Source organism: Streptomyces sp. NPDC059785 (assembly GCF_042732375.1).
In the GTDB taxonomy this organism is placed as follows: Bacteria; Actinomycetota; Actinomycetes; order Streptomycetales; family Streptomycetaceae; genus Streptomyces.
Genome location: NZ_JBHWHV010000093.1, coordinates 1 through 24,427, shown reverse-complemented (window position 1 = coordinate 24,427; position 24,427 = coordinate 1). Strand labels below are relative to the sequence as shown.

Annotated in this window: 20 protein-coding genes and 2 pseudogenes; 8 read left to right on the top strand and 14 right to left on the bottom strand. The window is 71.8% G+C overall.

What is annotated here, in order from left to right:
- Positions 1 to 800 (top strand): annotated as a pseudogene (locus ACFV6E_RS40325) (hypothetical protein); the annotation flags it as partial.
- 151 nt (positions 801 to 951) lie between these two features.
- Here ACFV6E_RS40325 and aroB read toward each other — a convergent pair.
- The 9 genes from aroB to ACFV6E_RS40280 all read right to left on the bottom strand — a co-directional run bounded on the left by aroB (position 952) and on the right by ACFV6E_RS40280 (position 10,653).
- Complete coding sequence (gene aroB / locus ACFV6E_RS40320) at positions 952 to 2,055, bottom strand: 3-dehydroquinate synthase (protein ID WP_385171806.1); 1,104 nt, start codon at positions 2,053 to 2,055, stop codon at positions 952 to 954.
- Positions 2,052 to 2,534 carry a shikimate kinase gene (locus ACFV6E_RS40315; RefSeq protein ID WP_385468584.1) on the bottom strand — a complete coding sequence of 161 codons (483 nt, stop codon included), beginning with the start codon at positions 2,532 to 2,534 and terminating at the stop codon, positions 2,052 to 2,054. Before ACFV6E_RS40315 ends, aroB begins: the two co-directional genes overlap by 4 nt.
- A gap of 53 nt (positions 2,535 to 2,587) precedes the next feature.
- Entirely contained in the window at positions 2,588 to 3,772 is a 1,185-nt protein-coding gene (gene aroC, locus ACFV6E_RS40310; protein WP_385468573.1) for a chorismate synthase, read from the bottom strand.
- A gap of 173 nt (positions 3,773 to 3,945) precedes the next feature.
- The gene (locus ACFV6E_RS40305) at positions 3,946 to 4,788 is read right to left on the bottom strand and encodes a shikimate dehydrogenase (RefSeq protein WP_385171813.1); all 843 of its coding nucleotides are present in this window, start codon (positions 4,786 to 4,788) and stop codon (positions 3,946 to 3,948) included.
- Positions 4,785 to 6,584 (bottom strand): endolytic transglycosylase MltG, encoded by a 1,800-nt coding sequence (gene mltG, locus ACFV6E_RS40300; RefSeq protein ID WP_385468570.1) that lies wholly within the window; start codon positions 6,582 to 6,584, stop codon positions 4,785 to 4,787. The genes ACFV6E_RS40305 and mltG overlap by 4 nt, the downstream gene beginning before the upstream one ends.
- A gap of 123 nt (positions 6,585 to 6,707) precedes the next feature.
- Positions 6,708 to 7,172 (bottom strand): Holliday junction resolvase RuvX, encoded by a 465-nt coding sequence (ruvX, locus tag ACFV6E_RS40295; protein ID WP_385171818.1) that lies wholly within the window; start codon positions 7,170 to 7,172, stop codon positions 6,708 to 6,710.
- Between the two features lie 13 nt (positions 7,173 to 7,185).
- Entirely contained in the window at positions 7,186 to 9,858 is a 2,673-nt protein-coding gene (gene alaS, locus ACFV6E_RS40290) for an alanine--tRNA ligase (protein ID WP_385468567.1), read from the bottom strand.
- Positions 9,858 to 10,199 (bottom strand): DUF6167 family protein, encoded by a 342-nt coding sequence (locus ACFV6E_RS40285; protein WP_385468565.1) that lies wholly within the window; start codon positions 10,197 to 10,199, stop codon positions 9,858 to 9,860. The genes alaS and ACFV6E_RS40285 overlap by 1 nt, the downstream gene beginning before the upstream one ends.
- 7 nt (positions 10,200 to 10,206) lie before the next feature.
- The gene (locus ACFV6E_RS40280) at positions 10,207 to 10,653 is read right to left on the bottom strand and encodes a DUF948 domain-containing protein (protein ID WP_385171823.1); all 447 of its coding nucleotides are present in this window, start codon (positions 10,651 to 10,653) and stop codon (positions 10,207 to 10,209) included.
- A 209-nt stretch (positions 10,654 to 10,862) separates the two neighbouring features.
- On the opposite strand from ACFV6E_RS40280, the gene ACFV6E_RS40275 reads away from it, so the two are divergent.
- Positions 10,863 to 13,091 (top strand): ATP-binding protein, encoded by a 2,229-nt coding sequence (locus tag ACFV6E_RS40275; protein ID WP_385468562.1) that lies wholly within the window; start codon positions 10,863 to 10,865, stop codon positions 13,089 to 13,091.
- Between the two features lie 31 nt (positions 13,092 to 13,122).
- Here ACFV6E_RS40275 and rpsD read toward each other — a convergent pair whose 3' ends face one another.
- From rpsD to ACFV6E_RS40260, 3 genes are all read right to left on the bottom strand, one after another.
- Complete coding sequence (gene rpsD / locus ACFV6E_RS40270) at positions 13,123 to 13,737, bottom strand: 30S ribosomal protein S4 (protein WP_030681098.1); 615 nt, start codon at positions 13,735 to 13,737, stop codon at positions 13,123 to 13,125.
- A gap of 314 nt (positions 13,738 to 14,051) precedes the next feature.
- Entirely contained in the window at positions 14,052 to 15,407 is a 1,356-nt protein-coding gene (locus tag ACFV6E_RS40265; protein ID WP_385468559.1) for a replication-associated recombination protein A, read from the bottom strand.
- 65 nt (positions 15,408 to 15,472) lie between these two features.
- The gene (locus tag ACFV6E_RS40260) at positions 15,473 to 16,111 is read right to left on the bottom strand and encodes a vitamin K epoxide reductase family protein (RefSeq protein WP_385171832.1); all 639 of its coding nucleotides are present in this window, start codon (positions 16,109 to 16,111) and stop codon (positions 15,473 to 15,475) included.
- Positions 16,112 to 16,253: 142 nt separating this feature from the next.
- Here ACFV6E_RS40260 and ACFV6E_RS40255 point away from each other — a divergent pair.
- The 4 genes and pseudogenes from ACFV6E_RS40255 to ACFV6E_RS40240 all read left to right on the top strand — a co-directional run.
- Positions 16,254 to 17,114 (top strand): annotated as a pseudogene (locus ACFV6E_RS40255) (ABC transporter ATP-binding protein); the annotation flags it as partial.
- 167 nt (positions 17,115 to 17,281) lie between these two features.
- Entirely contained in the window at positions 17,282 to 18,127 is an 846-nt protein-coding gene (locus ACFV6E_RS40250; protein WP_385468556.1) for an ABC transporter permease, read from the top strand.
- Positions 18,124 to 19,344 (top strand): sensor histidine kinase, encoded by a 1,221-nt coding sequence (locus ACFV6E_RS40245; RefSeq protein ID WP_385468581.1) that lies wholly within the window; start codon positions 18,124 to 18,126, stop codon positions 19,342 to 19,344. Before ACFV6E_RS40250 ends, ACFV6E_RS40245 begins: the two co-directional genes overlap by 4 nt.
- Complete coding sequence (locus ACFV6E_RS40240; protein ID WP_385468578.1) at positions 19,341 to 19,964, top strand: response regulator; 624 nt, start codon at positions 19,341 to 19,343, stop codon at positions 19,962 to 19,964. The genes ACFV6E_RS40245 and ACFV6E_RS40240 overlap by 4 nt, the downstream gene beginning before the upstream one ends.
- Before the next feature lie 54 nt (positions 19,965 to 20,018).
- On the opposite strand, the gene hisS is transcribed toward ACFV6E_RS40240, so the two are convergent.
- Both hisS and ACFV6E_RS40230 read right to left on the bottom strand, forming a co-directional pair.
- On the bottom strand, positions 20,019 to 21,290 hold the full coding sequence (gene hisS, locus ACFV6E_RS40235; protein WP_385468553.1) for a histidine--tRNA ligase: 1,272 nt from the start codon (positions 21,288 to 21,290) through the stop codon (positions 20,019 to 20,021).
- A 12-nt stretch (positions 21,291 to 21,302) separates the two neighbouring features.
- Positions 21,303 to 22,013, bottom strand: a complete 711-nt coding sequence (locus tag ACFV6E_RS40230) for an MBL fold metallo-hydrolase (protein WP_385171844.1) — start codon at positions 22,011 to 22,013, stop codon at positions 21,303 to 21,305.
- Between the two features lie 179 nt (positions 22,014 to 22,192).
- On the opposite strand from ACFV6E_RS40230, the gene ACFV6E_RS40225 reads away from it, so the two are divergent.
- Positions 22,193 to 23,014 (top strand): peptidylprolyl isomerase, encoded by an 822-nt coding sequence (locus tag ACFV6E_RS40225; protein ID WP_385468550.1) that lies wholly within the window; start codon positions 22,193 to 22,195, stop codon positions 23,012 to 23,014.
- Between the two features lie 135 nt (positions 23,015 to 23,149).
- Positions 23,150 to 24,379 carry a DUF349 domain-containing protein gene (locus ACFV6E_RS40220; RefSeq protein ID WP_385171850.1) on the top strand — a complete coding sequence of 410 codons (1,230 nt, stop codon included), beginning with the start codon at positions 23,150 to 23,152 and terminating at the stop codon, positions 24,377 to 24,379.
- The last annotated feature ends 48 nt before the right edge of the window (positions 24,380 to 24,427 follow it).

Sequence of the window (24,427 nt, the reverse complement as noted above, 5' to 3'; positions counted from 1 at the left end):
GCGGCTCCCGAAGGCCCGGGGTACTGCCCAGGAGGGGACACCGGATACCCCGGCTGCTCGACGGCCGGACCCGGATGGCCCGCGTGCTGCCCAGCGGGGGAACCCAGGTGTCCAGGGTGCTGCTCGGCGGGCCCCGAAGCTCCCGCATGCTGCCCGGCGGACGCCCCAAGGGCACCCGCGAACTGCCCGGCAGCGGCTCCCGAAGGCCCGGGGTACTGCCCAGGAGGGGACACCGGATACCCCGGCTGCTCGACGGCCGGACCCGGATGGCCCGCGTGCTGCCCAGCGACGGATCCCAGGTGTCCAGGGTGCTGCTCGGCGGGCCCCGAAGCTCCCGCATGCTGCCCGGCGACAAGTCCCGGCAGTCCCGGATGCTGTTCAGCGGCCGGCCCCGAAGCTCCCGCCTGCTGCCCGGCGACAAGTCCCGGCAGTCCCGGATGCTGTTCAGCGGCCGGTCCCGGAGTTCCCGCCTGCTGCCCGGCCGGTCCCCCCAGGTGTCCCTGGAGCGGGTGCTGGCCCGCGGCGGGCCCGGGGTGGCCCGGGGCACCCGACGCGGCGGGGCCCGTGGGTGGCCGGCCGGTGGCCGGTCCGTGCCCCGGCTGGTGGGGCGGCGGCAGCGGAGCTCCCACTGCGTGCTGCATCCGGTGCCACTCCGTCTCGTTCTTCGGGCTCGGTTCGCCCCCGGGGCGTCGGCGCTCGTGCCGGGAACCCGCCGCACCCGGCCCTGGGGCCCTGGCGCGCTCGACCTCTCGACACCGGCACGCCCCTTCGGCTCGCTCGCCGCAGGCTTCGGGCGCTGACAACGGGGCTCGGACCCCGCTCATTACCGAACGGTACCGTCCCCGGCCGTCGTTGTGTGAACGGCCGGGCACGGGTCGAAGTGCCCGCGGGCACCGGCGAATCGGGCCAACGCGGCCCTACCGGTACTACTCGCCCGCGGCCACGCCGCTGTTACTCGCCCACCTCGCCGTAGGCGGCGAGCAGGACGGCCGGGTCGGGGCCCTCCAGGACGGTGGGCTTGGCGAGGCCGTCGAGGACGATGAAGCGCAGCAGGTCGCCACGGGACTTCTTGTCGACCTTCATGGTCTCCAGGAGCTTGGGCCACTGGTCGTAGCGGTAGCTCAGCGGCAGCCCCACCGATTCGAGGATCGTACGGTGCCGGTCGGCGGTGGCGTCGTCCAGACGGCCCGCGAGGCGGCCCAGTTCCGCGGCGAAGTGCATGCCGACGGCGACGGCAGCACCGTGCCGCCACTTGTAGCGCTCGTTCTTCTCGATGGCGTGCCCGAGGGTGTGCCCGTAGTTGAGGATCTCGCGCAGCCCGGACTCCTTGAGGTCGCCGGAGACGACCTCGGCCTTGACCTTGATGGAGCGCTCGATGAGCTCGGCGGTGTGCGGCCCCGCCGGGGTGCGCGCGGCGGCCGGATCGGCCTCGATGAGGTCCAGGATCACCGGGTCGGCGATGAAACCGGCCTTGATGATCTCGGCGAGCCCGGACACGAAGTCGTTCACGGGCAGCGAGTCCAGCGCGGCGAGGTCGCACAGCACTCCGGCGGGCGGGTGGAACGCGCCCACCAGGTTCTTGCCCTCGGCGGTGTTGATGCCGGTCTTGCCGCCGACCGCCGCGTCCACCATGCCGAGCACGGTGGTCGGGACGGCGATCCAGCGCACCCCGCGCAGCCAGGTCGCGGCCACGAATCCGGCGAGGTCGGTGGTCGAGCCCCCGCCCACGCCCACGACGACGTCGGAGCGGGTGAAGCCGGACTGCCCGAGCGCCTTCCAGCAGTAGGCGGCGACCTCGGCGGTCTTCGCCTCCTCGGCGTTCGGCACCTGGATGGCGACCGCCTCGAAGCCCTGCCCGGCGAGGTCGGCGCGCAGCGCCTCGCCGGTCTCGGCGAGCGCCTCGGGGTGGATGACCGCGACGCGCTTGACGCGGTCGCCGATCAGACCGCCGAGCTCACCGAGGAGCTGCCGGCCGATGAGCACCTCGTAGGGGTCGGTGCCCGCGCTGCCGCCGACCTGGATCCGGGTGACCGGCTGTTCGGACTGCTCCGTCATGCTTCCTTCAACTCCAGGGCGTCGAGGACCGCTTGGGCGACCTCTTCGGGACTGCGGCCGTCGGTCGCCACGACCGCGTGGGCGACATCGGTGTACAGGCTGCGGCGGGCGTCCATCAGCTCGCGCCACTGCCGGCGCGGATTGACCGCGAGCAGCGGCCGGGCCGTGTTGAGCCCGGTGCGCTGGACCGCCTCCTCGACCTCCATCGAGAGGTAGACGACACGGTGCCCGGCGAGCAGTTCGCGCGTGACCTCGTCGAGGATCGCGCCACCGCCGAGCGCCAGCACCCCGCCGTGCTCGGCGAGCGCGGCGTGCACGGCCTGCTTCTCCAGGGCGCGGAAGGCGGGTTCGCCCTCGTCGACGAAGATGTCGGCGATGGTGCGTCCCTGGGCGGCCACGATGTCGTCGTCCGTGTCGCGGAAGGCGCAGCCGAGCCGCGCGGCCAGGAGCCCGCCCACCGTCGACTTGCCGACACCCATCGGCCCTACCAGGACGACCAGTGGTGCGAGCGGGGCGCCGCTCACCGGTTCGCTCACCGGATCGCCAGGTTCTCGAGGTAGGAGCGCACGTTCCGGCCGGTCTCGATGACGCTGTCGCCGCCGAACTTCTCGGCCACCGCGTCCGCCAGGACCAGCGCCACCATGGCCTCGGCGACGATCCCGGCCGCCGGCACCGCACACACGTCGGAGCGCTGGTGGTGGGCCTTGGTGGCCTCACCGGTCGCCACGTCGACGGTGGCCAGCGCCCGCGGCACGGTCGCGATCGGCTTCATCGCGGCCCGCACCCGCAGCAGCTCGCCGGTGGTCAGCCCGCCCTCGGTACCGCCGGAACGCCCCGATGAGCGCCGGATGCCCTCGCCGGTGTTCACGATCTCGTCGTGCGCCTGCGAGCCCGGCACCCGCGCGAGGTCGAAACCGTCGCCCACCTCGACGCCCTTGATGGCCTGGATGCCCATGAGCGCGGCCGCCAGCCGGGCGTCGAGCCGCCGGTCCCAGTGCACGTGCGAGCCGAGCCCGACCGGCACCCCGTAGGCGAGGACCTCGACGACGCCGCCGAGGGTGTCGCCGTCCTTGTGGGCCTGGTCGATCTCCGCGACCATCGCCTTCGACGCATCCGCGTCCAGGCAGCGCACCGGGTCGGCGTCGAGCTTCTCGACGTCCGAGGGCTTGGGGACGACGCCGTACGGGGCCTTCGCGGCCGCCAGTTCGACGACGTGGCTGACGATCTCGATGCCGGCCGTCTCCTTGAGGTAGGAGCGGGCCACCGCGCCGAGCGCCACCCGGGCCGCCGTCTCGCGCGCCGAGGCGCGCTCCAGGATCGGCCGGGCCTCGTCGAAGCCGTACTTCTGCATGCCCGCGAGGTCGGCGTGGCCGGGGCGCGGCCGGGTCAGCGGGGCGTTGCGCGCCAGGTCGGCGAGGATCTGCGGGTCGACCGGGTCGGCGGCCATGACCTGCTCCCACTTGGGCCACTCGGTGTTGCCGACCATGACCGCGACCGGGGAGCCGAGGGTGAGCCCGTGCCGGACGCCGCCCAGGAAGGTGACCTCGTCGCGCTCGAATTTCATCCGGGCACCGCGCCCATAGCCCAGGCGCCGCCGGGCCAGGTGGTCGGCCACCATGTCCGTGGTGATCGGCACGCCGGCGGGAAGGCCCTCCAGCGTCGCGACAAGTGCGGGACCGTGGGACTCCCCCGCGGTCAGCCAGCGCAACCTGCTCAACGGTGCTCCTCATGCTCGCGCCCTGGTACTGCTGCTGCGTACACGCGTCCTCGCGTGCAGCGTCGGCGCGACCGGGTGCGCGGCCCTGGCCCGCCACCCCCGATCCTCCCACGTCCGGCCGCGTGGACCGGCCGCAGGTCCATCAGGCGGGACGGGGCGGAGGGGCCGGGCGCTCAGCGGGTGGCGAGGGCGTGCTCGCCCGCCTTGCGCATGGCCTCCACGGGCGCGGCCGGGCAGCCGGTCATCTGCTCGACCTGGAGCACGGCCTGGTGCACGAGCAGGTCGAGCCCGCTGACCACGGCACCGCCGTACGCGGACCAGCGCGCGGCGAGCACGGTGGGCCAGGGCTCGTACAGCACGTCGAAGAGGGTGGCGGGCCGTTCGGGCACGGCGGCGGCGAGCGCGTCCGTGGTGCCCGCCGGGGTGGTGGCGATCACGAGCGGCGCCTCGAAGGCCCGCTCGGCGTGCGCCCAGTCCTCGGTACGGACCTCGATGCCGAGCCGCTCGCCCCACTGCCGCATCTCGGCGGCCCGGGCGGCGCTGCGCACGTACGCGACGACCTCGCCGGTGCAGATCCGGGCGAGCGCGGCCAGGGCGGAGGAGGCGGTGGCACCGGCGCCGAGGACGGCCGCGGAGCCGACCTCCTCGACCCCGCGCTCGCGCAGCGCGGCGACCATCCCGGGGATGTCGGTGTTGTCACCGAGGCGCCGCCCGTCCTCGGTGCACACGACGGTGTTGACGGCCTCGACGGAGGCCGCCGTCTCGCTGACCTCGTCGAGCAGCGGGATGACGGCGCGCTTGAGCGGCATGGTCAGCGACAGGCCCGCCCACTCGGGGCCGAGGTCCCCGAAGAAGCCGGGCAGCGCCTGCTCGTCCACCTCGAAGCGGTCGTACGACCAGCCGTCGAGTCCCAGCTCGTCGTAGGCGGCGCGGTGCAGTGCCGGCGAGAGGGAGTGCCCGATCGGATGCCCCAGGACGGCTGCCCTGCGCTTGCTGTCGGTGGCGGTGCCGCTCATTGCTCCTGCTGTTCCTCGAGGTACTTCTCACGGTTGCGGTTGTGCTCTTCGTTCGTCACGGCGAACAGCGTCTTGTCCTTCAGCGACACAAAGTAGTACCAGTCGCCCTTGGCCGGCTTCAGCGCGGACTCGATCGCCACCTGCCCGGGATTCCCGATCGGCCCGGGCGGCAGCCCCTTGATCTTGTACGTGTTGTACGGGTCGTCGATCTGCCGGAGCTGGTTGACGGAGCCGGTGGCCAGCTTGGACTCACCCCTGAGGTAGTTCACCGTCGAGTCGAAGTCGAGCAGGCCGTACGTCTCCGTGTTGTTCGGCTTGAGCCGGTTGTAGACGACCGTCGCGACCTTCTCGAAGTCGGCCTTGTTGTTGCCCTCGGCCTGCACGAGGCTCGCCACGGTGAGGACCTGGAGCGGGTTGTCGAGACCGAGCTTGCCGGCCTTGGCCTGGATGCCGAGCTCGGCGTACTTCTCCTTGGCCAGGTCCACCATCTGCTCGAGGACCTCCTGGGGTTTCATGCCCTTCGACACCGGATAGGTGGACGGGTAAAGGAAACCTTCCAGCGGGTCCTTGATGTCCTTGTCCGTGTTCGCCCAGTCCGGAAGGCCGAGAGACTTCCACTTCTTCTCGGCGACGTCCTTCGTGGTGCCCTTGTCCAGACCGAGACGCTTGTCGATGGCGGTGTAGACCGTCGCGTTGCGCTCGCCCTCGTAGACGGTGAGGTTGTTCCTGCTCTTCGGACTCAGCATCAGCGTGACAGCGCTTTCTGCCGACATCTGTTTCTCGAGGGTGTAGGCGCCCGCCTGGATCTTGTCACCGTTGGCGTTCTGGGACTGCGCGGCGACGAACGCGTCGACGCTCTTGACGACGCCCGCGTCCTTCAGCGCCTGGCCGATGGCGTAGCCGCCGGCCCCCTTCTTGATGGTGACCGTCACCGTCTCCCCGGTGCCGTCCCCCGCGTAGTCGGGCGCCGCGCCGAAACGATCCTGGTAGAACTGCCAGCCGAAGTACCCGACGCCGCCGATGCCGCCGCCGAAGACCAGGACGACGACGAGACAGGCGCAGCCGCTGCGGCGCTTCTTCCCCTTGCCGCCGCCCCGGCCCCGCCTGTCCCCCCGCCCGCCCCGCCCGTCCGCCTCGTCGTCGGACTCGTCGTCCTCGCCGGAGAAGAAGGCGTGCTCGCCCTCGTCGGGCCCGGGATCCCAGTCGGTGCGCGGTTCCGGTTCGGCGCGCCGCCTGGCGGGCGGCTCCGGCGGCGGGTACGCGTCCGGGGTGTCGTAGAAATCGGGCTGCTCGCCGGCGTACGCGGCGTCCTGGCTCCCGTAGGGGTCGGCCGGGTCGGCGGGATACGCCACCTGGGGGTGGGCCTCGCCGCCGTAGCCCCCCTGCTGGTGCTGCTGGGGGTAGCCCTGACCACCCTGCTGGGCGTACTGCTGGTGCTGCCCGGGATGTTGCGGATGCCCCTGCCCGGCGAACTGCGGATACCCCTGCCCCTGGTACTGCTGCTGTTGTTGTTGCTGCTGCTGCTGCGACGGGTCGTACAGCTGTCCGCCCTGGTCGCCGTAGTGCTGGTGGCTCTGATCGCCGTACTGCTGGTGGCCCTGGTCGTATCCGGGCTGTGCTCCGGTGCCCCAGTCGCCGTACTGCGGCTGCTGCGGCTGCTGCGGGTAGTGCTGCGGCTGGCCGCCGTAGGGGGGCTGGCCGTCGTGGGCGGCCTGCCCTCCCCATCCGTGGTCCCCGTACAACGGGTCCTCCGGATGCCACGGTTCGGAGCCTGGGCCCCGGCCATACTCAGTCATCGATCCCCTAGAGCCGCGAGGCGACGGCTGCTGTGCGGGTCCCGCCCGGCTTCCGCTCCGCCTCTTGCTGTGCGGCGGCTGTTCGAACACCACCACATCGCGCGGAACGTTACAGTATCGCGATCAGATGACCACTTCGACGCCCTCGCCCGGTGCTCGGCCAGACGCCCGTTCGGACTCAAGGGCCTGTTGCAGGATGATGACCGCGGCGGCCTGGTCGATGACCGACCTGCCCTTCTTGGACTTCACGCCGGAGGCGCGCAGGCCCTGCCCCGCCGTCACCGTGGTCATCCTCTCGTCGAGAAGACGTACCGGCACCGGCGCGATGCCGCGCGCCAGCTCCTGAGCGAAGGCACGCACCTTGACCGCGGCCGGGCCCTCGCCCCCCTTCAGGGAACGCGGGAGCCCGACCACGACTTCGATCGGCTCGTACTCCTCGACCAGCGCTTTCAGCCTGCGGTGGGCCGCCGGGACATCACGTCCCGGCACGGTCTCGACCGGGGTCGCGAGGATCCCGTCGGGGTCGCACGAGGCGACCCCGATCCGGGCGTCCCCGACATCGATCGCGAGACGACGTCCTCTGCGCATCTTCGGCCGATTCCTACTTGGCCGTCTCGCCGACAAGCCGCTCGACGGCCCCGACGGCGTCCCCGACGGCAGCCGCGTTCTGGCCACCGCCCTGGGCGACGTCCGGCTTGCCGCCACCGCCGCCGCCGAGCGTCTTGGCGGCCGTACGCACCAGGTCACCGGCCTTGAGACCGCGCTCGCGGGCGGCCTCGTTGGTGGCGATGACCGTCAGCGGCTTGCCGTTCACAGTGGTGAACAGAGCGACCACGGCGGCCCGGCCGCCCTGGATGCGGCCGCGCACGTCGAGGACGAGCTTGCGCAGGTCGTCGGCGGTCGTGCCGTCCGGGACCTGGCCGGTGACCAGGGCGACACCGCGGACGTCCTTGGCGGACTCGACCAGCCCCGCGGCGGCCTGGAGGACCTTCTCCGCGCGGAACTTCTCGATCTCCTTCTCGGCGTCCTTCAGCTTGCCGAGCATGGCCGAGACCTTCTCCGGCAGCTCCTCGGGACGGCCCTTGACCAGCTCCTGGAGCTGGGCGACGACCGTGTGCTCCCGGGCGAGGAAGTTGTAGGCGTCGACGCCCACCAGGGCCTCGATACGGCGCACCCCGGAGCCGATGGAGGACTCGCCGAGCAGCTTCACCAGCCCGAGCTGCGCGGTGTTGTGCACATGCGTACCGCCGCACAGCTCCTTGGAGAACTCGCCGATCGTCACGACGCGGACCCGCTCGCCGTACTTCTCGCCGAACTCGGCGATGGCGCCCTGCTTCCTGGCCTCGTCGATGCCCATGACCTCTGCGTGCACGTCCAGCTCGTAGGCGAGCACCTCGTTGATCTTCTGCTCGACGTCCGTCATCACGGCCGTGGGCACGGCGGACGGGGAGCCGAAGTCGAAGCGGAACCGGCCGGGCTGGTTCTCGGAACCGGCCTGGGCGGCCGTCGGGCCGAGGGCGTCGCGCAGCGCCTGGTGCGTGAGGTGCGTGGCCGAGTGGGCACGGGCGATGGCTTTGCGGCGGCGTACGTCGATCACGGCCTCGGCCTTGGCGCCGACCGTGACCTGGCCGACCTGAACGACGCCCTTGTGCACGTAGACGCCCGGGACCGGCTTCTGGGTGTCGCGAACCTCGATGACGGCGCCCGCGTCGGTCTTGATGCGGCCGGTGTCGCCGATCTGGCCGCCGCCCTCGGCGTAGAACGGCGTGCGGTCCAGGACGATCTCGACCTCGTCGCCCTCGGAGGCGGCCGGCGAGGAGACACCGTCGACCAGGATGCCGACGACGCTGGTCTCGCCCTCGGTCTGCGTGTAGCCGATGAAGTCGGTGGCACCGGCCGTGTCGGCGATCTCGCGGTAGGCGCCGAGGTCGGCGTGGCCGGTCTTCTTGGTCTGGGCGTCGGCCTTGGCGCGCTCCCGCTGCTCCTTCATCAGACGGCGGAAGCCGTCCTCGTCCACGGAAAGGCCCTGCTCGGCGGCCATCTCCAGGGTGAGGTCGATCGGGAAGCCCCAGGTGTCGTGGAGCAGGAAGGCCTTGTCGCCGGCGAGTACGGTGCCGCCCGCGGCCTTGGTCTCCTCGACGGCGGAGTCGAGGATGTTGGTGCCGGACTTCAGCGTCTTGAGGAAGGCGTTCTCCTCGGCGAGGGCGACGGTCTCGATCCGCTTGCGGTCGGTGACCAGCTCCGGGTACTGCTGCCCCATCGTCTCGATGACGGTGTCGACAAGTTCCTGGACGACCGGTCCGGTGGCGCCGAGGAGGCGCATGTTGCGGATGGCACGGCGCATGATGCGGCGCAGCACGTAGCCACGGCCCTCGTTGCCCGGCGTGACGCCGTCGCCGATGAGCATCACGGAGGTGCGCATGTGGTCGGTGACCACACGCAGGGAGACGTCGCTGCCGTGGGCGGCGCCGTACTGCACGCCGGTCAGCTCGGTGGCCTTCTTGATGACGGCCATGGAGGTGTCGATCTCGTACATGTTCTGCACGTTCTGCAGAATCATGGCGAGGCGTTCCAGGCCGAGGCCCGTGTCGATGTTCTTGCTCGGCAGGTCGCCGAGGATCTCGAAGTCCTCCTTCGAGGTGCCCTCGCCGCGCTCGTACTGCATGAAGACCAGGTTCCAGATCTCCACGTAGCGCTCGTCGTTGACGGCCGGGCCGCCCTCGACGCCGAACTCGGGGCCGCGGTCGTAGTTGATCTCCGAACACGGACCGCACGGGCCGGGGACGCCCATGGACCAGAAGTTGTCCTTCTTGCCCAGGCGCTGGATGCGCTCGACCGGGACGCCGATCTTGTCGCGCCAGATGGCCTCGGCCTCGTCGTCGTCGAGGTAGACCGTGATCCACAGGCGCTCCGGGTCGAGCCCGTAACCGCCCTTGTCCTGGGGCGAGGTGAGCAGCTCCCAGGCGTAGGTGATGGCGCCTTCCTTGAAGTAGTCGCCGAAGGAGAAGTTCCCGCACATCTGGAAGAACGTGCCGTGGCGGGTGGTCTTGCCGACCTCTTCGATGTCAGGGGTGCGCACGCACTTCTGCACGCTGGTGGCGCGGTCGAAGGGCGGCTTGACCTCGCCGAGGAAGTACGGCTTGAAGGGGACCATGCCCGCGGGGACGAGGAGCAGAGTCGGGTCGTCCGCGATGAGCGACGCCGAAGGCACGACGGTGTGACCGCGGTCCTCGAAGAAGCTCAACCAGCGGCGGCGAATCTCGGCCGACTCCATCAGTGGTCCTCATTCCGGTTGTACGAGTACGTCGTCCTGTCGGCGTACTTCGGGTTGGTGCGGTTCTCCAGGGCGGCGAAGCGCCGTGGGGCGGGGAGTGCTTCGGGGCCGGCCGTGGTGTTCAGGCCGAGCGCCTCGTCGAGTTCGGCCTCCCGCTCGGCCATGCCCTCGCGGACGTCGAGCGCGAAGTCCTTGAGCCGGTGGCCCGCCTCGATCGCCTTGTTCGCGGCCTGCGCCGCGAGGCTCTCGGGGGTGAGCTGCTTGAGCTTGCGGTTGACCTTGGTGGTGGCCCACACACCGGCGGCTGCGCCCGCGGTGAACCAGAACGTACGGCGGAACATCGCTGCGTCAGTCCTTCTTCCGCTTTCCCCGTCGCGCGGACGGGACGGTGCGGCCCACGATCACGGTGCGCCGGGGCGACTTGGGGGACACGGTCTCCGCGCGCCGGCCGCCGAGGGCCTGGCGCACTCCGTAGCCGAACGCCGCGACCTTCACCAGCGGGCCGCCGAAGGTGGACGCGACCGTCGTCGACAGCGCCGACGCGTTCGACGTGACCTCCTGGACGTCCGACGCGATGGCGTCGACCCGGTCGATCTGGGTCTGTGCGGAGCGCACCGCCGCGGAGGCGTCGGCCAGCAGCGGGACGGCCTGGTCGGTCACGTCCGCCACGAGCTTGGTGGTCGCCCTGAGCGTCTGGGCCAGCCTCGCCAGCGCGACGGCGAGGAACGAGACCAGGATCGCCCAGAAAACGGCCACCAGGATTCCGGCCACCTCTCCACCGGACACTGTGTGCACCCGCTCCCTGATGACGTGTGTGACGCGCGACGACGCGCGTTCGGCTTCGGACCCTAGAGATTCAGTCCCACGAGCCTATCGCGCCGTGGCCGTGGCTCCGTACCGCATTACCGGCTCCCGTGTCCGGGCACCGCGTCACCGGCTCACGTGTCCGGACAAGGACGAACCGATTGTACGGAACGCGCATGGGTCAGTACGCTCCGTGTCCCATGCAGCCTTCTCGCCGCCCCGGCATCTCGTCCCCCTCCCGTCCGGGCAACCTCCCCGTGGAACTGAACGCGTTCGTGGGGCGCTCGGCCGAGCTGACGCGGCTGGCCGGGATGGTTCAGGAGCACCGGCTGGTGACCGTCACGGGCGTGGGCGGTGTGGGCAAGTCCCGGCTCGCGGCGCATGCGGCGGCGCGCACCGCACCGCGGGACGGGGTGTGGCGGGTGGAGCTGGCCACGGTGCGCGACGCGGAGTTCGTGGAGTACGCGGTCGCCGAGGCGCTCGGTCTGACGGACCACACCGCGCGCTCCCCGCGGCAGATGCTGCTCGGGCATCTCGCCGGGCGCCGCGTCCTGATGGTCCTCGACGGGTTCGAGCACCTGGTGGACGCGTGCGCCTCGCTGGTCGGCGAGCTGCTGCGCGGCTGTCCCGGGCTGCGGGTGCTCGCCGCGGGGCGGCGGCCGCTCGACGTCGCGGGCGAACGGCTGCTGCCGCTGGCGCCACTGCCCGAGCCGGAGGCCGTGCGGCTCCTCGCCGAACGGGCGGCGGCCCGGATCCCCGGCTTCGCCGTCCACGACGGCAACCGGTCCGACGTCCTGGAGCTGTGCCGCCGCCTCGACGGCATCCCGCTCGCCCTGGAACTGGCCGCTGGCCGGCTGGGCGTCCTCTCCCCCGCCCAGTTGCTGACCCGTCTCGCGGACCGGTTCGGGCTGCTGACGGGCGGCGGCCGCGACGCGCCGGACCGCCACCGGACGCTGCGCACCGCGATCGGCTGGAGCCACGAGCTGTGCACCCCGGCGGAACGGCTGCTGTGGTCGCGCCTCACGGTGTTCGCCGGGCAGTTCGACCTGGACGCGGCGGAATACGTGTGCAGCGGCGACGGGCTGCCGGCCGAGGACGTCCTCGACGTGCTCGGCGCGCTGCTCGCCCAGTCCGTGCTGTCCCGGGAGGAGACGGCCGTCGGCGTGCGCTACCGGATGCTGGACACGGTCCGGGCCTACGGCGCCGACTGGCTGGCGGCGACGGGCGACGCGACGCGGCTGCGCCGCCGCCACCGCGACTGGTACATGGGCCTGGCCACCTGGTGCGAGCTGGACTGGTTCTCGCCGCGGCAGGACGAGATCGCGGTCCGCATCGAGACGGAGCTGCCGAATCTGCGGTGCGCGCTCGAGCACTCCCTGACCGAGCCGGACGACGCGCACCTCGGCCAGTACCTGGCGGCCAGCCTGTGGTTCTACTGGGTCGGCTGCGGCCGTCTAGCGGAGGGCCGGCACTGGCTGGAACGCGGCCTCGAACTGGACGGCGAGGACCAGGTCTGCGAGCAGTCGCGGCTGAAGGCGCTGTGGGTGCTCGGTTACGTCGCCGTGCTCCAGGGCGACGTGGTGCCGGCGCTCGCCGCGCTCCAGACCTGCCGCGAGGAGGCCGAACGCACCGGCAACCCGGCCGCCCTCGCCTACGCCGAGCACCGCACCGGCTGTCTGGCGCTGGTCACGGACGACATGCCGCGCGCCGAGGCCCTGCTGCGCTCCGCGCTCGACCGCTACCACGAGATCGGCGAGCTGAACAGCAATGTCCTGATGGGCCAGGTCGAGCTGGCGATGGCGATGGCGTTCCAGGGCGAGCTGCCGGTCGCGATGACGCTGTGCGAGGACGTGCGCCAGGTCTGCGAGGACCACGGCGAGCGGTGGGCGATGGCGTACGCCCTGTACGTCCTGGCTTACGGAGCGTGGACCGCGGGCGAGCCGGCGCGCGCCCGTGAGCTGCTGCGGGAGAGCATCGGCATCGGCCACGCCTTCCGCGACCTGCTCGGCACGGTCCTCGGGATCGAGCTGCTCGCGCTGGTCACGGCGGAGGAGGGCGATCCGGCCGAGGCGGCGCTGCTCCAGGGCGCGGCGTCCCGGCTGTGGCCGTCGGTGGGCCTGCCGCTGTTCGGTTCGGCGCACTACAACGCCCCGCACCAGCGCTGCGAGACGACCGCCAGGAGACGGCTCGGCGACGAGCGCTACGAGGCCGCCGTACGGGCCGGGGCCCTGCTGGGGCGCGAGGCGGCGGTGGCCCGGGCGCTCGGCGGGGCCGGTGCCCGGCCGCTCGGCGCGGTCCCGTCGCCGCGCGGAGTGCCGGCGACCCCCGTGGGCGAGACCGCGGGCATGGAAGCGGCGGACAAGGATGCGGCGGACACGCGAGAGCCCGCCGCCTCGCCCACCCGGAAGGGCGGGGAGACGGCGGGCTGATCGCGCGGGTGGTGCTACGTCCGTGAGGTGATCAGCGGGCGTAGTACTCGACGACGAGCTGCTCGTCGCAGATCACCGGGATCTCCTTGCGGTTCGGCTCGCGGTCCAGGCGGAACGCCAGGGCCTTGAGGTTCACCTGGAGGTAGCGCGGGGTCTCGCCGTCGGCGGCGAAGCCACCCTCGCGGGCGACCTCGAACAGCGGCTTCTGACGGCTGCGCTCGCGGACCATGACGACGTCGTCCGGCTTGACGCGGAAGGACGGCTTGTCGACCTTCTGGCCGTTGACCTCGATGTGGCCGTGGACGACCATCTGGCGGGCCTGGTAGATCGTGCGGGCGATACCCGAACGCAGCACCAGCGCGTCGAGACGGCGCTCGAGCTCGATGACCAGGGCCTCACCGGTCTTGCCCTGCGTCTTGGCGGCACGCTCGTAGGCGCGGACGAGCTGGCGCTCGGACACGTCGTACTGCGCGCGCAGACGCTGCTTCTCGAGCAGACGGACCTTGTAGTCCGAGTTCTGCTTGCGGCCGCGGCCGTGCTCACCCGGCGGGTAGGGGCGGGCCTCGAAGTACTTGACGGCCTTCGGGGTCAGCGCGATGCCGAGGGCACGCGACTTCTTGACCTTGGGGCGGGACTGGTTCGCCACTGTTTTCCTTTTCTGGTTACCGGCTTGTCAGTGTCGAGGGAGGTCGCATCCGCAGCCGGGGAATCCCGTCGGGTCCGCTGGGGACCCACCGGGCAGCCGCTCCCCTGGTCTGGGCACTATGTGCAGCACGCGAGTGGCCCACCGACCGCTCCCGGAGGTCCGGGTGGTGGTGGGCTGCCCGCGACACCGATCGACGGTGCGCGACGCTCCTGGAGCCGGTCGGTGAAGGACGGTGTCCTCCGGAAGACCGGTTCCGGCCGGGTGTCCCGCTCTGACGGCACGGGACTCGGCGCTCCGGGAAGTCTACAGGCCGCTCAGGACCGCTTGCGACCGAGGTGGTTCCTGGTCCACTCCACCGCGTCCGCGTACCGGGCCTCCGCTCCGTGCCGGGTGGGGGTGTAGTACTCGCGGTCCCTGATGGCGTCCGGGGCGTACTGCTGCTCGGCGATGCCTTCGGGCAGGTCGTGCGGATACACGTAGCCCTGGGCGTGGCCCAGCTTGGCGGCGCCCTTGTAGTGCCCGTCGCGCAGGTGGGGCGGGACCGGGCCCGCGTGGCCCTTGCGGACGTCCTCCATGGCGGCGCCGATGGCGGTGGTCGCCGCGTTCGACTTGGGGGCCAGGGCGAGGGCGATGGTGGCGTGGCTCAGGGTGAGCGCGGCCTCGGGGAAGCCGATCATCGCGACCGCCTGGGCCGCGGCGACCGCGAGGGGCAGTGCGTTCGGGTCGGCGAGGCCGATGTCCTCGCTGGCGGAGATCATCAGGCGGCGGGCGATGAAGCGGGGGTCCTCGCCGGCCTCGATCATCCGCGCCAGATAGTGCAGGGCGGCGTCCACGTCCGAGCCGCGGATGGACTTGATCAGGGCGCTGGCGACGTCGTAGTGCTGGTCGCCCGCACGGTCGTACGTCACGGCGGCGCGGTCGACCGTCTCCTCCAGGGTCTGGAGGGTGATCTCCGGCTCGCCCTTGTCGAGCGCGGCGCCGGCCGCGGCCTCCAGGGCGGTCAGCGCCCGGCGGGCGTCGCCGCCGGCGATCCGCAGCAGGTGCCCCTCGGTGTCCTCGGGCAGAGTGACGGCGTCCTTGAGGCCGCGCTCCTCGGTCAGCCCCCGGCGCAGCAGGCCGCGGATGTCGTCGTCCGTGAGCGGTTCGAGGGTGAGCAGGAGCGAGCGGGACAGCAGCGGCGAGATCACCGAGAAGTACGGGTTCTCCGTGGTCGCGGCGATCAGGGTCACCCAGCGGTTCTCCACGGCGGGAAGCAGGGAGTCCTGCTGGGCCTTGCTGAAGCGGTGGATCTCGTCGAGGAAGAGGACGGTCTCCTTGCCGTACCCGCCGGAGGCGCGGCGGGCGCCGTCGATGACCGCGCGCACCTCCTTGACGCCCGCGGTGATCGCCGACAGCTCCACGAAGCGCTTGTTCGTCGCCTTGGAAACCACGTACGCGAGGGTCGTCTTGCCGATGCCCGGCGGGCCCCAGAGGATCACCGAGGACGGTCCCGCGGGGCCGCCGCCGCTCTCGCCGACCAGTCTGCGCAGCGGTGAACCGGGCTTGAGCAGATGGCGCTGGCCCACGACTTCGTCGAGGGTCCGCGGGCGCATCCGCACCGCCAGGGGGCTGCCGGACGGATCCTTCTCCTGGCGTTCTTCTGCTGCGGCGGTGAACAGGTCGGGCTCCACACCAAAACCCTATGTCACCGCACTGACAACGCCGCGGGCCCCGGTCCTCCGGGGCCCTGGCGGGGTCAGCTCGTCCAGAAGTCCCACCAGCGGGTCAGGATCAGCATGCCGATGACGCCGATGTGCAGCACGGGCAGGACCCAGGTGAACTCGCCGAAGAAGTTCTTCAGCGGGCGGGGCGCGGGCAGGAAGCCGTTGCGGATGTTGAACGAGGTCACGTACCAGAACATGAGGATCGTGGCGACCCAGGCGAGGCTGCACCACAGGCAGAGCGCGTTGATCCGGTACAGCGACTGGAACTGGAGCCAGGTGCAGAAGCCCACGCCGAACAACGTGCCCGCGTTGAAGGTCAGCCAGTACCAGCGCGGGAAGGTGGCGCGGGCGAGCAGGCTCATGCCGACGCAGATCACGATGCCGTAGGCGACGAGGCCGAGCATCGGGTTCGGGAACCCGAAGGCGGCGGCCTGGTCGCTCTTCATGATGTTGCCGCAGGAGACGACCGGGTTCAGGCTGCACCCGGGCACGAAGCCCGGGTCCTCGAGCAGCTTGAACTTGTCGATCGTGATGACCCACGCGGCCAGCAGACCGGCCGCGCCGGTGATCACCAGCAGCAGGGCCAGGGCGCGGCTGCCGCCCACCGTCCTTGGGGCGTCGACGCGCTCCGGGTCGCTGGAGACGCTGTCCTTGACTGTCGTCTTGCTCATCACGCCGATTCCGTCACTAGTGAAAGGTGAGCTGCGGGCAGGGTCATTGTGCCGCACGGAAGGTCGTGTCCACCGTTCGATGGACATAAGGAGGTACGCACGGCTGTCCCGGAGCGTTCGGTTCGCCGCGAGTCTTGCCCGCATGACAGCACACGGAGACGGACTCGCGGTGGACGTACGGGGACTGCGCAAGCGGTACGGGGACGTGACCGCCGTGGACGGCATCGACCTCGGCATCCGGCACGGCGAGGTGTTCGGCCTGCTCGGGCCGAACGGCGCGGGCAAGAGCACCACGGTGGAGATACTCCAGGGCGACCGCGCCCGGGACGCGGGCGAGGTCCGGGTGCTCGGCGCGGACCCGGCGTCGCCCACGCGCGCGTGGCGCTCGCGGATCGGCATCGTCCGGCAGGACGAATCCGCGCCCGCGGAGTTGACGGTCCGCGAGACCGTACGGCACTTCGCCCGCTTCTACCCGGCGCCCCGTGACCCCGGCGCCGTCATCGGCCTCGTGGGTCTGGCGGACCAGGCCGACCGGCGCAGCAGCGCGCTCTCGGGCGGTCAGCGGCGCCGGCTCGACGTGGCGCTCGGGGTGATCGGGGACCCGGACCTGCTGCTGCTCGACGAGCCGACGACAGGGTTCGACCCGGCGGCCCGCAGACGGTTCTGGGAGCTGATCCGCGCGCTGGCCGACGAGGGCACGACGATCCTGCTGACCACGCACTACCTGGAGGAGGCCGAGGCGCTGGCCGACCGGCTCGCCGTCGTCGCGCGGGGCCAGGTGGTCGCCGAGGGCGGGCCGGCCGAGCTGCGCCGCCTGCACGGCACCGGCGCGACCGTCGAGTGGACGGAGCCCGACGGCACGCCGCGCGCCGAGCACACCGGGACGCCCACGCTCACGGTGGCCGGTCTGCTGAGCCGTTTCGACGGCGAGATCCCGGGGCTGCGGGTGAGCCGGCCCACCCTGGAGGACGTCTACCTCCGGCTGACGGGCCAGGACCGGGCAGCCGGGCAGGACCGGGCCGCCGGCCAGGACCAGGCAGCCGGGCAGGACCGGGCCGCCGGGCAGGCACCGCCGACCGGCCGGGACCGGTCCGCCGCACGGCACGGGCGGGAGCAGCAGGACAGGTCCGCCGCACGGCACGGGCGGCAGCGGGAGCAGGAGGCGACGGCATGACGGCGACGGCCGTACGGGCGCGCGGCGCCACGGGCAGCGGCCGGCTCCCCGGGGCCTGGCGGCTCGGGATGCACCGGGGCGCCCTGGAGCTGAGGCAGTTCTTCCGGCGGCGCGACCAGGCGGTGTTCTCCTTGGCCCTCCCGGTCGTCCTCCTGTTCCTGTTCGCGTCGATCTTCCGCGACAGCGTCGCCGGGACCGGTGTCACCGCCTCCCAGCTCTACGTACCGGCGATGATGGCGGCCGGCATCATGACCACCGGCTTCCAGTCGCTCGGCATCTCGATCGCGGTCGAGCGGGACGAGCAGGTGCTGCGCCGGCTGCGCGGCACACCGATGCCGCCGGCCGCGTACTTCCTGGGCAAGGTCTGGCTGGTCCTGGTCACCGCGATCCTGGAGACGGCCGTCATGCTCGCCGTCGGCGTCACGCTGTACGGCGTGGAGCTGCCCGCCGGGGCCGGGAAGTGGTTCGCCTTCGGCTGGATCTTCGTGCTCGGGCTGACGGCGTGCGCCCTGCTGGGCATCGCGATCAGTTCGGTCCCGAGGTCCGGCGCGAGCGCCACCTCCGTGGTCGTCCTGCCGTTCCTGGTGCTCCAGTTCATCTCCGGGGTGTACATCTCGGTCGGCACGATCCCGGGCTGGCTGCTCGGCATCGGTGCGCTCTTCCCGCTGAAGTGGATGTGCCAGGGGCTGCGGGGCGTGTTCCTGCCGGAGTCGGCGCGGATGCTGGAGCCCGCGGGAAGCTGGGAGTACGGGCGCATCGCTCTGGTGCTCGCGGCCTGGTGCGCCGGAGGATTGCTGCTGTGTCTGCTGACCTTCCGGTGGAAGAACCGGCGCGACGGATGAGCGGCCGGGCCGGGGCGCCCGACGCGTACACCTGGGACCGCTCGTTCCGGCTCTGGGACTCGTACTTCGCCGTCGTCTGGGTGGCCACCCTGGTGTTCGTGCTGGGCGCGGACTGCCCGGACGGGCAGCCCTGGCCGGTCGTCGCGGCGGCGCTGCTGGTGCCGCTCGTGCCCTGGTACGTGCTGGTGGGCCGCCCCGTCATGCGGGGCGACCCGGCCGGCGAACGGCGGGCCGTCCGGTACCTCGCGGGAGCGCTGCTGCTGTTCCTGCCCGCCGCGGTCCTGGTCGGCGAGAGCCGGCTGATCACCTTCGCGCTCGTCGCCCAGTGCTTCATGGCGCTGCGCATGCGCCTGGCCCTGGCCGCCGTCACCGTGATCAATGTCGCGCCGGTGGCGGGCTGGGCGCTGCTGTGGTGGCCCGGCGGCCGGGACGTGTTCTCCAACGCGCTGTCCTCCCTGGTCACTCTGGTCTTCTCGGTGGCCGTGGGAAGCTGGGTGATCCGCATCATCGAGCAGAGCCAGGAACGAGCCGAACTGATCGCCGAGTTGGACGCCAGCCGCCACGAACTCTCCCGGCTCTCCGCCGCGCACGGCGCGCTCGCCGAGCGCGAGCGCCTGGCCCGGGAGATCCACGACACTTTGACGCAGGGCTTCACCAGCCTGCTGATGCTGACGCAGGCGGTGGAGACCGAGATGGACGACGATCCGCCGCAGGCCCGCCGCCATCTGGCGCTGATGGCCCGCACCGCCCGGCAGAACCTCGCCGAGGCGCGGGCGCTGGTCGCCGGGGGCGCGCCCGCGGACCTGGACGGCGCGTCGCTGCCGGACGCCCTGCGCCGGCTCGCGGCCCGCCACGACGCCGCCGTCGAGGTGACCGGGCCCGTGCGCGCGCTGCCCGCGGGGCCAGAGGTGGTGATCCTGCGCGCCTGCCAGGAAGCCCTGGCCAACTGCCGCAAGCACGCCGGGAGTTCACCGGCCGTCACCATCGCCCTCGGCTACGGCGACGAGACGCTCACCGTGTCCGTACGGGACGACGGCCGCGGCTTCGACCCGGCGGCGCCGACCGACGGCTACGGTCTGGCGGGGCTGCGGGCGCGGGCCGCCGAGGCGGGTGGCACGGTCCGGGTGACCAGCGCGCCGGGGCGCGGCACGGCGGTCACCGTCCGGTTGCCCGTGCCGCCGGTAGCAGCCGCGGGGAGCGCCTCATGCACACCGTGATCCGGATCGTCCTCGCCGACGACCATCCCGTCGTACGCGAGGGGCTGCGCGCGATGCTCAGCGCCGAGCCCGATCTCGACGTGGTCGCCGACGCCTCCAGCGGACCGCGGGCGGAGGCGCTGGCCGCGGAGCTCCGCCCCGACATCGTGCTGATGGACCTGCGGATGCCCGGCGGCGGGGGCGTCGACTCGATCGCCCGGATGACCGAGGCGGGGCTGGAGTGCCGGGTGGTCGTGCTCACCACCTACGAGGACGACCGGGACATCCTGCGGGCGGTGGAGGCGGGTGCGGCGGGCTATCTGCTGAAGGACCTGCCGCGCGATGAGCTGGCCGAGGCGGTGCGGGCCGCCGCGCGCGGCGAGACCGTGCTGGCCCCGGCGGTCGCGGCCCGGCTGGTCGACCAGTTGCGGACGCGACCGGAACGTCCGCGCCTGTCGGAGCGGGAGACCGCCGTACTGCGCCTGGTGGCGGAGGGCCACACCAACGCGGAGATCGGCCGCCGCCTGTTCATCGGCGAGTCGACCGTCAAGACCCACCTGCTGCGCGCCTTCGGCAAGCTCGGGGTCACCGACCGCACGGCAGCCGTCACGAGCGCGATGCGGTTCGGGTTGCTGGAGTGAGGCGGGCGGGGCGCCCGTCCGGCGCCCCGCCCCGTGTCCGCGTTATCTGCGCGGTCAGGCCCGCGGGCCCAGCCGTGCTTCCAGTTCCGCCACGATCTCGTTGACGCCGACGGGGGTCTGGTCGCCGGACTCCATGTCCTTGAGCTGGACGACGCCCTCGGCGAGGTCGCGTTCCCCGGCCACGATGGTGAAGCGCGCCCCACTGCGGTTGGCGTTCTTCATGGCGCCCTTCAGGCCCTTGCCGCCGTACGAGAAGTCGGCCGCGACGCCGACCTTGCGCAACTCGTTGACCTTGGCGAAGAGCACGCGGCGGGCCTCGTCGCCGAGCGGCACCGCGAAGACCGTGGTGGCCGCGGGGAGTTCGAGCTCGACGCCTTCCGCCTCCAGTGCGAGGACCGTGCGGTCGACGCCGAGGGCCCAGCCGACGGACGGCAGCGCGGGGCCGCCGAGCATCTCGGAGAGCCCGTCGTAGCGGCCGCCGCCGCCCACCGCGGACTGCGAGCCGAGACCGTCGTGGACGAACTCGAAGGTCGTGCGCGTGTAGTAGTCCAGGCCGCGCACCAGCTTGGGGTCGTCCTCGAAGGAGACGCCCGCGGCCGTGATCAGCTCGCGCACCTCCTCGTGGTACGCCTTGCAGGCGTCGCACAGGTAGTCGCGCAGCAGCGGGGCGCCGTCGAGCTGCTTCTGGACGCTGTCGCGCTTGTCGTCGAGGACCCGCAGGGGGTTGATCTCGGCGCGGCGCAGGGTGTCCTCGTCCAGGTCGAGGCCGCGCAGGAAGTCCTGGAGCGCGGCACGGTAGACGGGGCGGCACTCCTTGTCACCGAGGCTGTTCAGCAGGATGCGGAAGTCACGCAGGCCCAGCGAGCGGTACGCCTGGTCGGCCAGGATGATCAGCTCGGCGTCGAGCGCCGGGTCCTCCGCGCCGATCGCCTCGGCGCCGACCTGCGAGAAGTGGCGGTAGCGGCCCTTCTGGGGACGCTCGTAGCGGTAGTAGGAGCCCGAGTACCAGAGCTTGACGGGGAGGTTGCCCGCCTTGTGCAGGTTGGCCTCCAGGGCGGCGCGCAGCACGGAGGCGGTGCCCTCAGGGCGCAGCGCCAGCTTGTCACCGCCCTTGGTCTCGAAGGCGTACATCTCCTTGGTGACGATGTCGGTGGACTCACCGACACCGCGCGCGAACAGCTCGACGCTCTCGAAGCCGGGCGTCTCGATGTAGCCGTAGCCCGAGGCGCGCAGCGGGGCGGCGATCGCCTCGCGGACGGCGAGGTACTTGGCGCTGTTCGGCGGGATCAGGTCGTAGGTGCCCTTGGGGGCCTGGAAGGTGCTCACGGAAAGGTCTCGTCACATTCCTCGTCGGGGAGCGTCGGCGCTCCCTTGGCCGGGCGCCGCCACCTGCCGCAGATACGGGTTGGTGGCGCGCTCCTGGCCGATGGTCGTCTGGGGGCCGTGGCCGGACAGCACCACGGTCGAGTCGTCGAGCGGCAGGCACACGCGGGCCAGCGAGTCGAGCATCTCGGCCATGTCACCGCCGGGCAGGTCGGTGCGTCCGATGGAGCCGGCGAAGAGCAGATCCCCGGAGAAGAACACGGACGGCACGTCCGCGGTCTCGGGCATCCGGAAGGTCACCGACCCCTTGGTATGGCCGGGCGCGTGCGCGACGGAGAAGCCGAGGCCCGCGAGGTCCAGCTCGGCGCCGTCCGCCAGCTCCCTGACGTCGTCCGGCTCCCCCACGGTCAGCTCGCCCATCAGCGGCATGCCGATGGAGCGGCCGAGGGCCTTCTCGGGGTCGCTCATCATGTACCGGTCGTCGGGGTGGATCCAGGCCGGTACGCCGTGCGCTCCGCAGACCGGGACGACCGAGGCGGTGTGGTCGATGTGGCCGTGGGTGAGGATGACCGCGACGGGCTTGAGCCGATGCTTGGCGAGCGCGTCCTCGACTCCCTGGGCGGCCTGATGGCCCGGGTCGATGATCACGCACTCCTCACCCGCGGCGGGGGCGACCAGGTAACAGTTGGTCCCCCAGGCCCCTGCGGGGAACCCGGCAATGAGCACGATCGTCCTTCGTTTGTGCCGTACAGAGGCTGTACGGCGGCGGGTGGCTGCACATCAGAGCCTACCGGCGCTGCCGTTTCCTCAGCTAACCCATATACGGTACGGGGCACACGCAGGCGGTCGGCTCGTACGACGCACGCCTCCCACTCGACGCACGAGACGCATGAGGAGACAACCCGGTGGTCAGCCAGGAACAGCGGCGGCGTCAGCTCGCCCGGGAGAAGTTCTTGCGACAGCAGCAGCGGCGCACCACGGCGCGGCGCAAGGCGCGCGCACGCAACGCGGTGGTCGCCTCGGTCCTCGGGGTCGTCGTGGTGGGCAGCGTCGTGTCCTACGCGACCGGGGTCTTCAAGAACGACGACAAGAAGGAGAACGCCGGCGCGGAGGTGACGCCCAGCGCCTCGGCGACCAGCAAGGCGCCGGACCCGTGCGACAAGGCCGCGAAGGGCAAGGTGAAGTCGCTGAGCTGGAAGAAGGAGCCGGCGATGACCATCGACAAGTCCGCGGACTACACGATGAAGCTGGCGACGACCTGCGGCGACATCGACCTCGACCTGAAGACGTCGGCGGCGCCGCACACGGTGAACTCGTTCAACTTCCTGGCGGGCAAGGGCTTCTTCGACCACACCAAGTGCCACCGGCTGGTCACCTCGGGCATCTACGTCCTGCAGTGCGGCGACCCCCAGGGCACCGGCAGCGGCGGACCGGGCTACACGATCCCGGACGAGAACCTGAAGGACAAGAGCCTCAAGGACAACGTGTATCCGGCGGGCACGGTGGCCATGGCGAACACGGGCGAGTCGCACACCGGCGGCAGCCAGTTCTTCCTCGTCTACCAGGACAGTCAGCTTCCGCCCAGCTACACACCGTTCGGAACTGTGTCCAAGTCCGGCCTGAAGGTGCTCAAGAAGATCGCGGCCGCCGGCGAGAGCACGGGCCAGGGCGACGGCGCCCCCAACGCGACCGTCGTGATCAACAAGTTGACCGTGACGAAATCCTGACCGCCAACTGCGAAATTTCGGTCGCGCGGGATGCGGACAGCCGCCCCGCCGGTCGCCTATGTTGGCCGTGACGAAACTGTGGACGATGCCCGGGGGTGCGCAAGCCCTCCGCAGGCATCATGTGGAGGAGGCGCTGTGAGCAGCGACCCGTGGGGCCGCGTCGACGAGACGGGGACCGTGTACGTGCGTACGGCCGACGGCGAGCAGGTCGTCGGTTCCTGGCAGGCCGGCTCCCCCGAGGAGGCGCTGGCCTACTTCGAGCGCAAGTACGAGGGACTGGTTGTCGAGATCGGCCTCCTCGAGAAGCGAGTGAAGACCACCGACCTGTCGGCGAAGGACGCCCAGACCGCCATCGGGCATCTGCGGGAGCAGGTCGACGCGCACCACGCGGTCGGTGACCTGGACGCCCTGCGTACGCGGCTCGACAAGCTGGTCGAGACGGTCGACGCGCGCCGTGAGGAGCGCAAGGCGCAGCGGGCCAGGCAGTCCGACGAGGCGCGGCACGCCAAGGAGGCCCTGGTCACCGAGGCGGAGGAACTGGCACAGAGCGACCAGTGGCGGGCGGCGGGCGAGCGGCTGCGCGCGCTGGTCGACACCTGGAAGGGGCTGCCCCGGCTCGACCGCAAGTCGGACGACGAGCTGTGGCACCGCTTCTCGCACGCGCGCTCGGCGTTCTCCAAGCGCCGCAAGGCGCACTTCGCCTCGCTGGACGCGCAGCGCGAGGAGGCCCGCAAGGCCAAGGAGAAGCTGGTCGCGGAGGCCGAGGCGCTGTCCGGTTCGACCGACTGGGGTCCGACGGCGGCCCGGTACCGCGAGCTGATGACGGACTGGAAGGCCGCGGGCCGTGCCCAGCGCGAGCACGAGGACGACCTGTGGAACCGCTTCCGCGGCGCCCAGGACGTCTTCTTCGCGGCCCGCAGCTCGGTGTTCGCCGAGCGGGACGCGGAGCAGGCGGAGAACCTGAAGCTGAAGGAGGAGCTGGCCGAGGAGGCCGAGCGGCTCGTCCCGGTGCAGGACCTCAAGACCGCCCGCGCCGCCTTCCGCTCGATCAACGAGCGCTGGGAGGCCATCGGCCACGTGCCGCGGGACGCCCGGCCCAAGGTCGAGGGCCGGATGCACGCGGTGGAGCGGGCGCTCCAGGAGTCCGAAGACGCCGAGTGGCGCCGGACCAACCCCGAGGCACGCGCGCGTGCCGAGGGTCTGACCGGCCAGCTCCAGGCGGCCGTGGACAAGCTCCGGGGCCAGATCGACGCGGCGCGCGCGCAGGGCAACGCCTCGAAGGCCGACAAGCTCCAGAGCGAGCTGGACGGCCGTCAGGCGCTGCTCGACCAGGCGCTGAAGGGTCTTCAGGAGTTCGGCGGCTAGAAGAGCCTCACCTTCGGCGAAGGGGCTCCCGTACGGTTCGTACGGGAG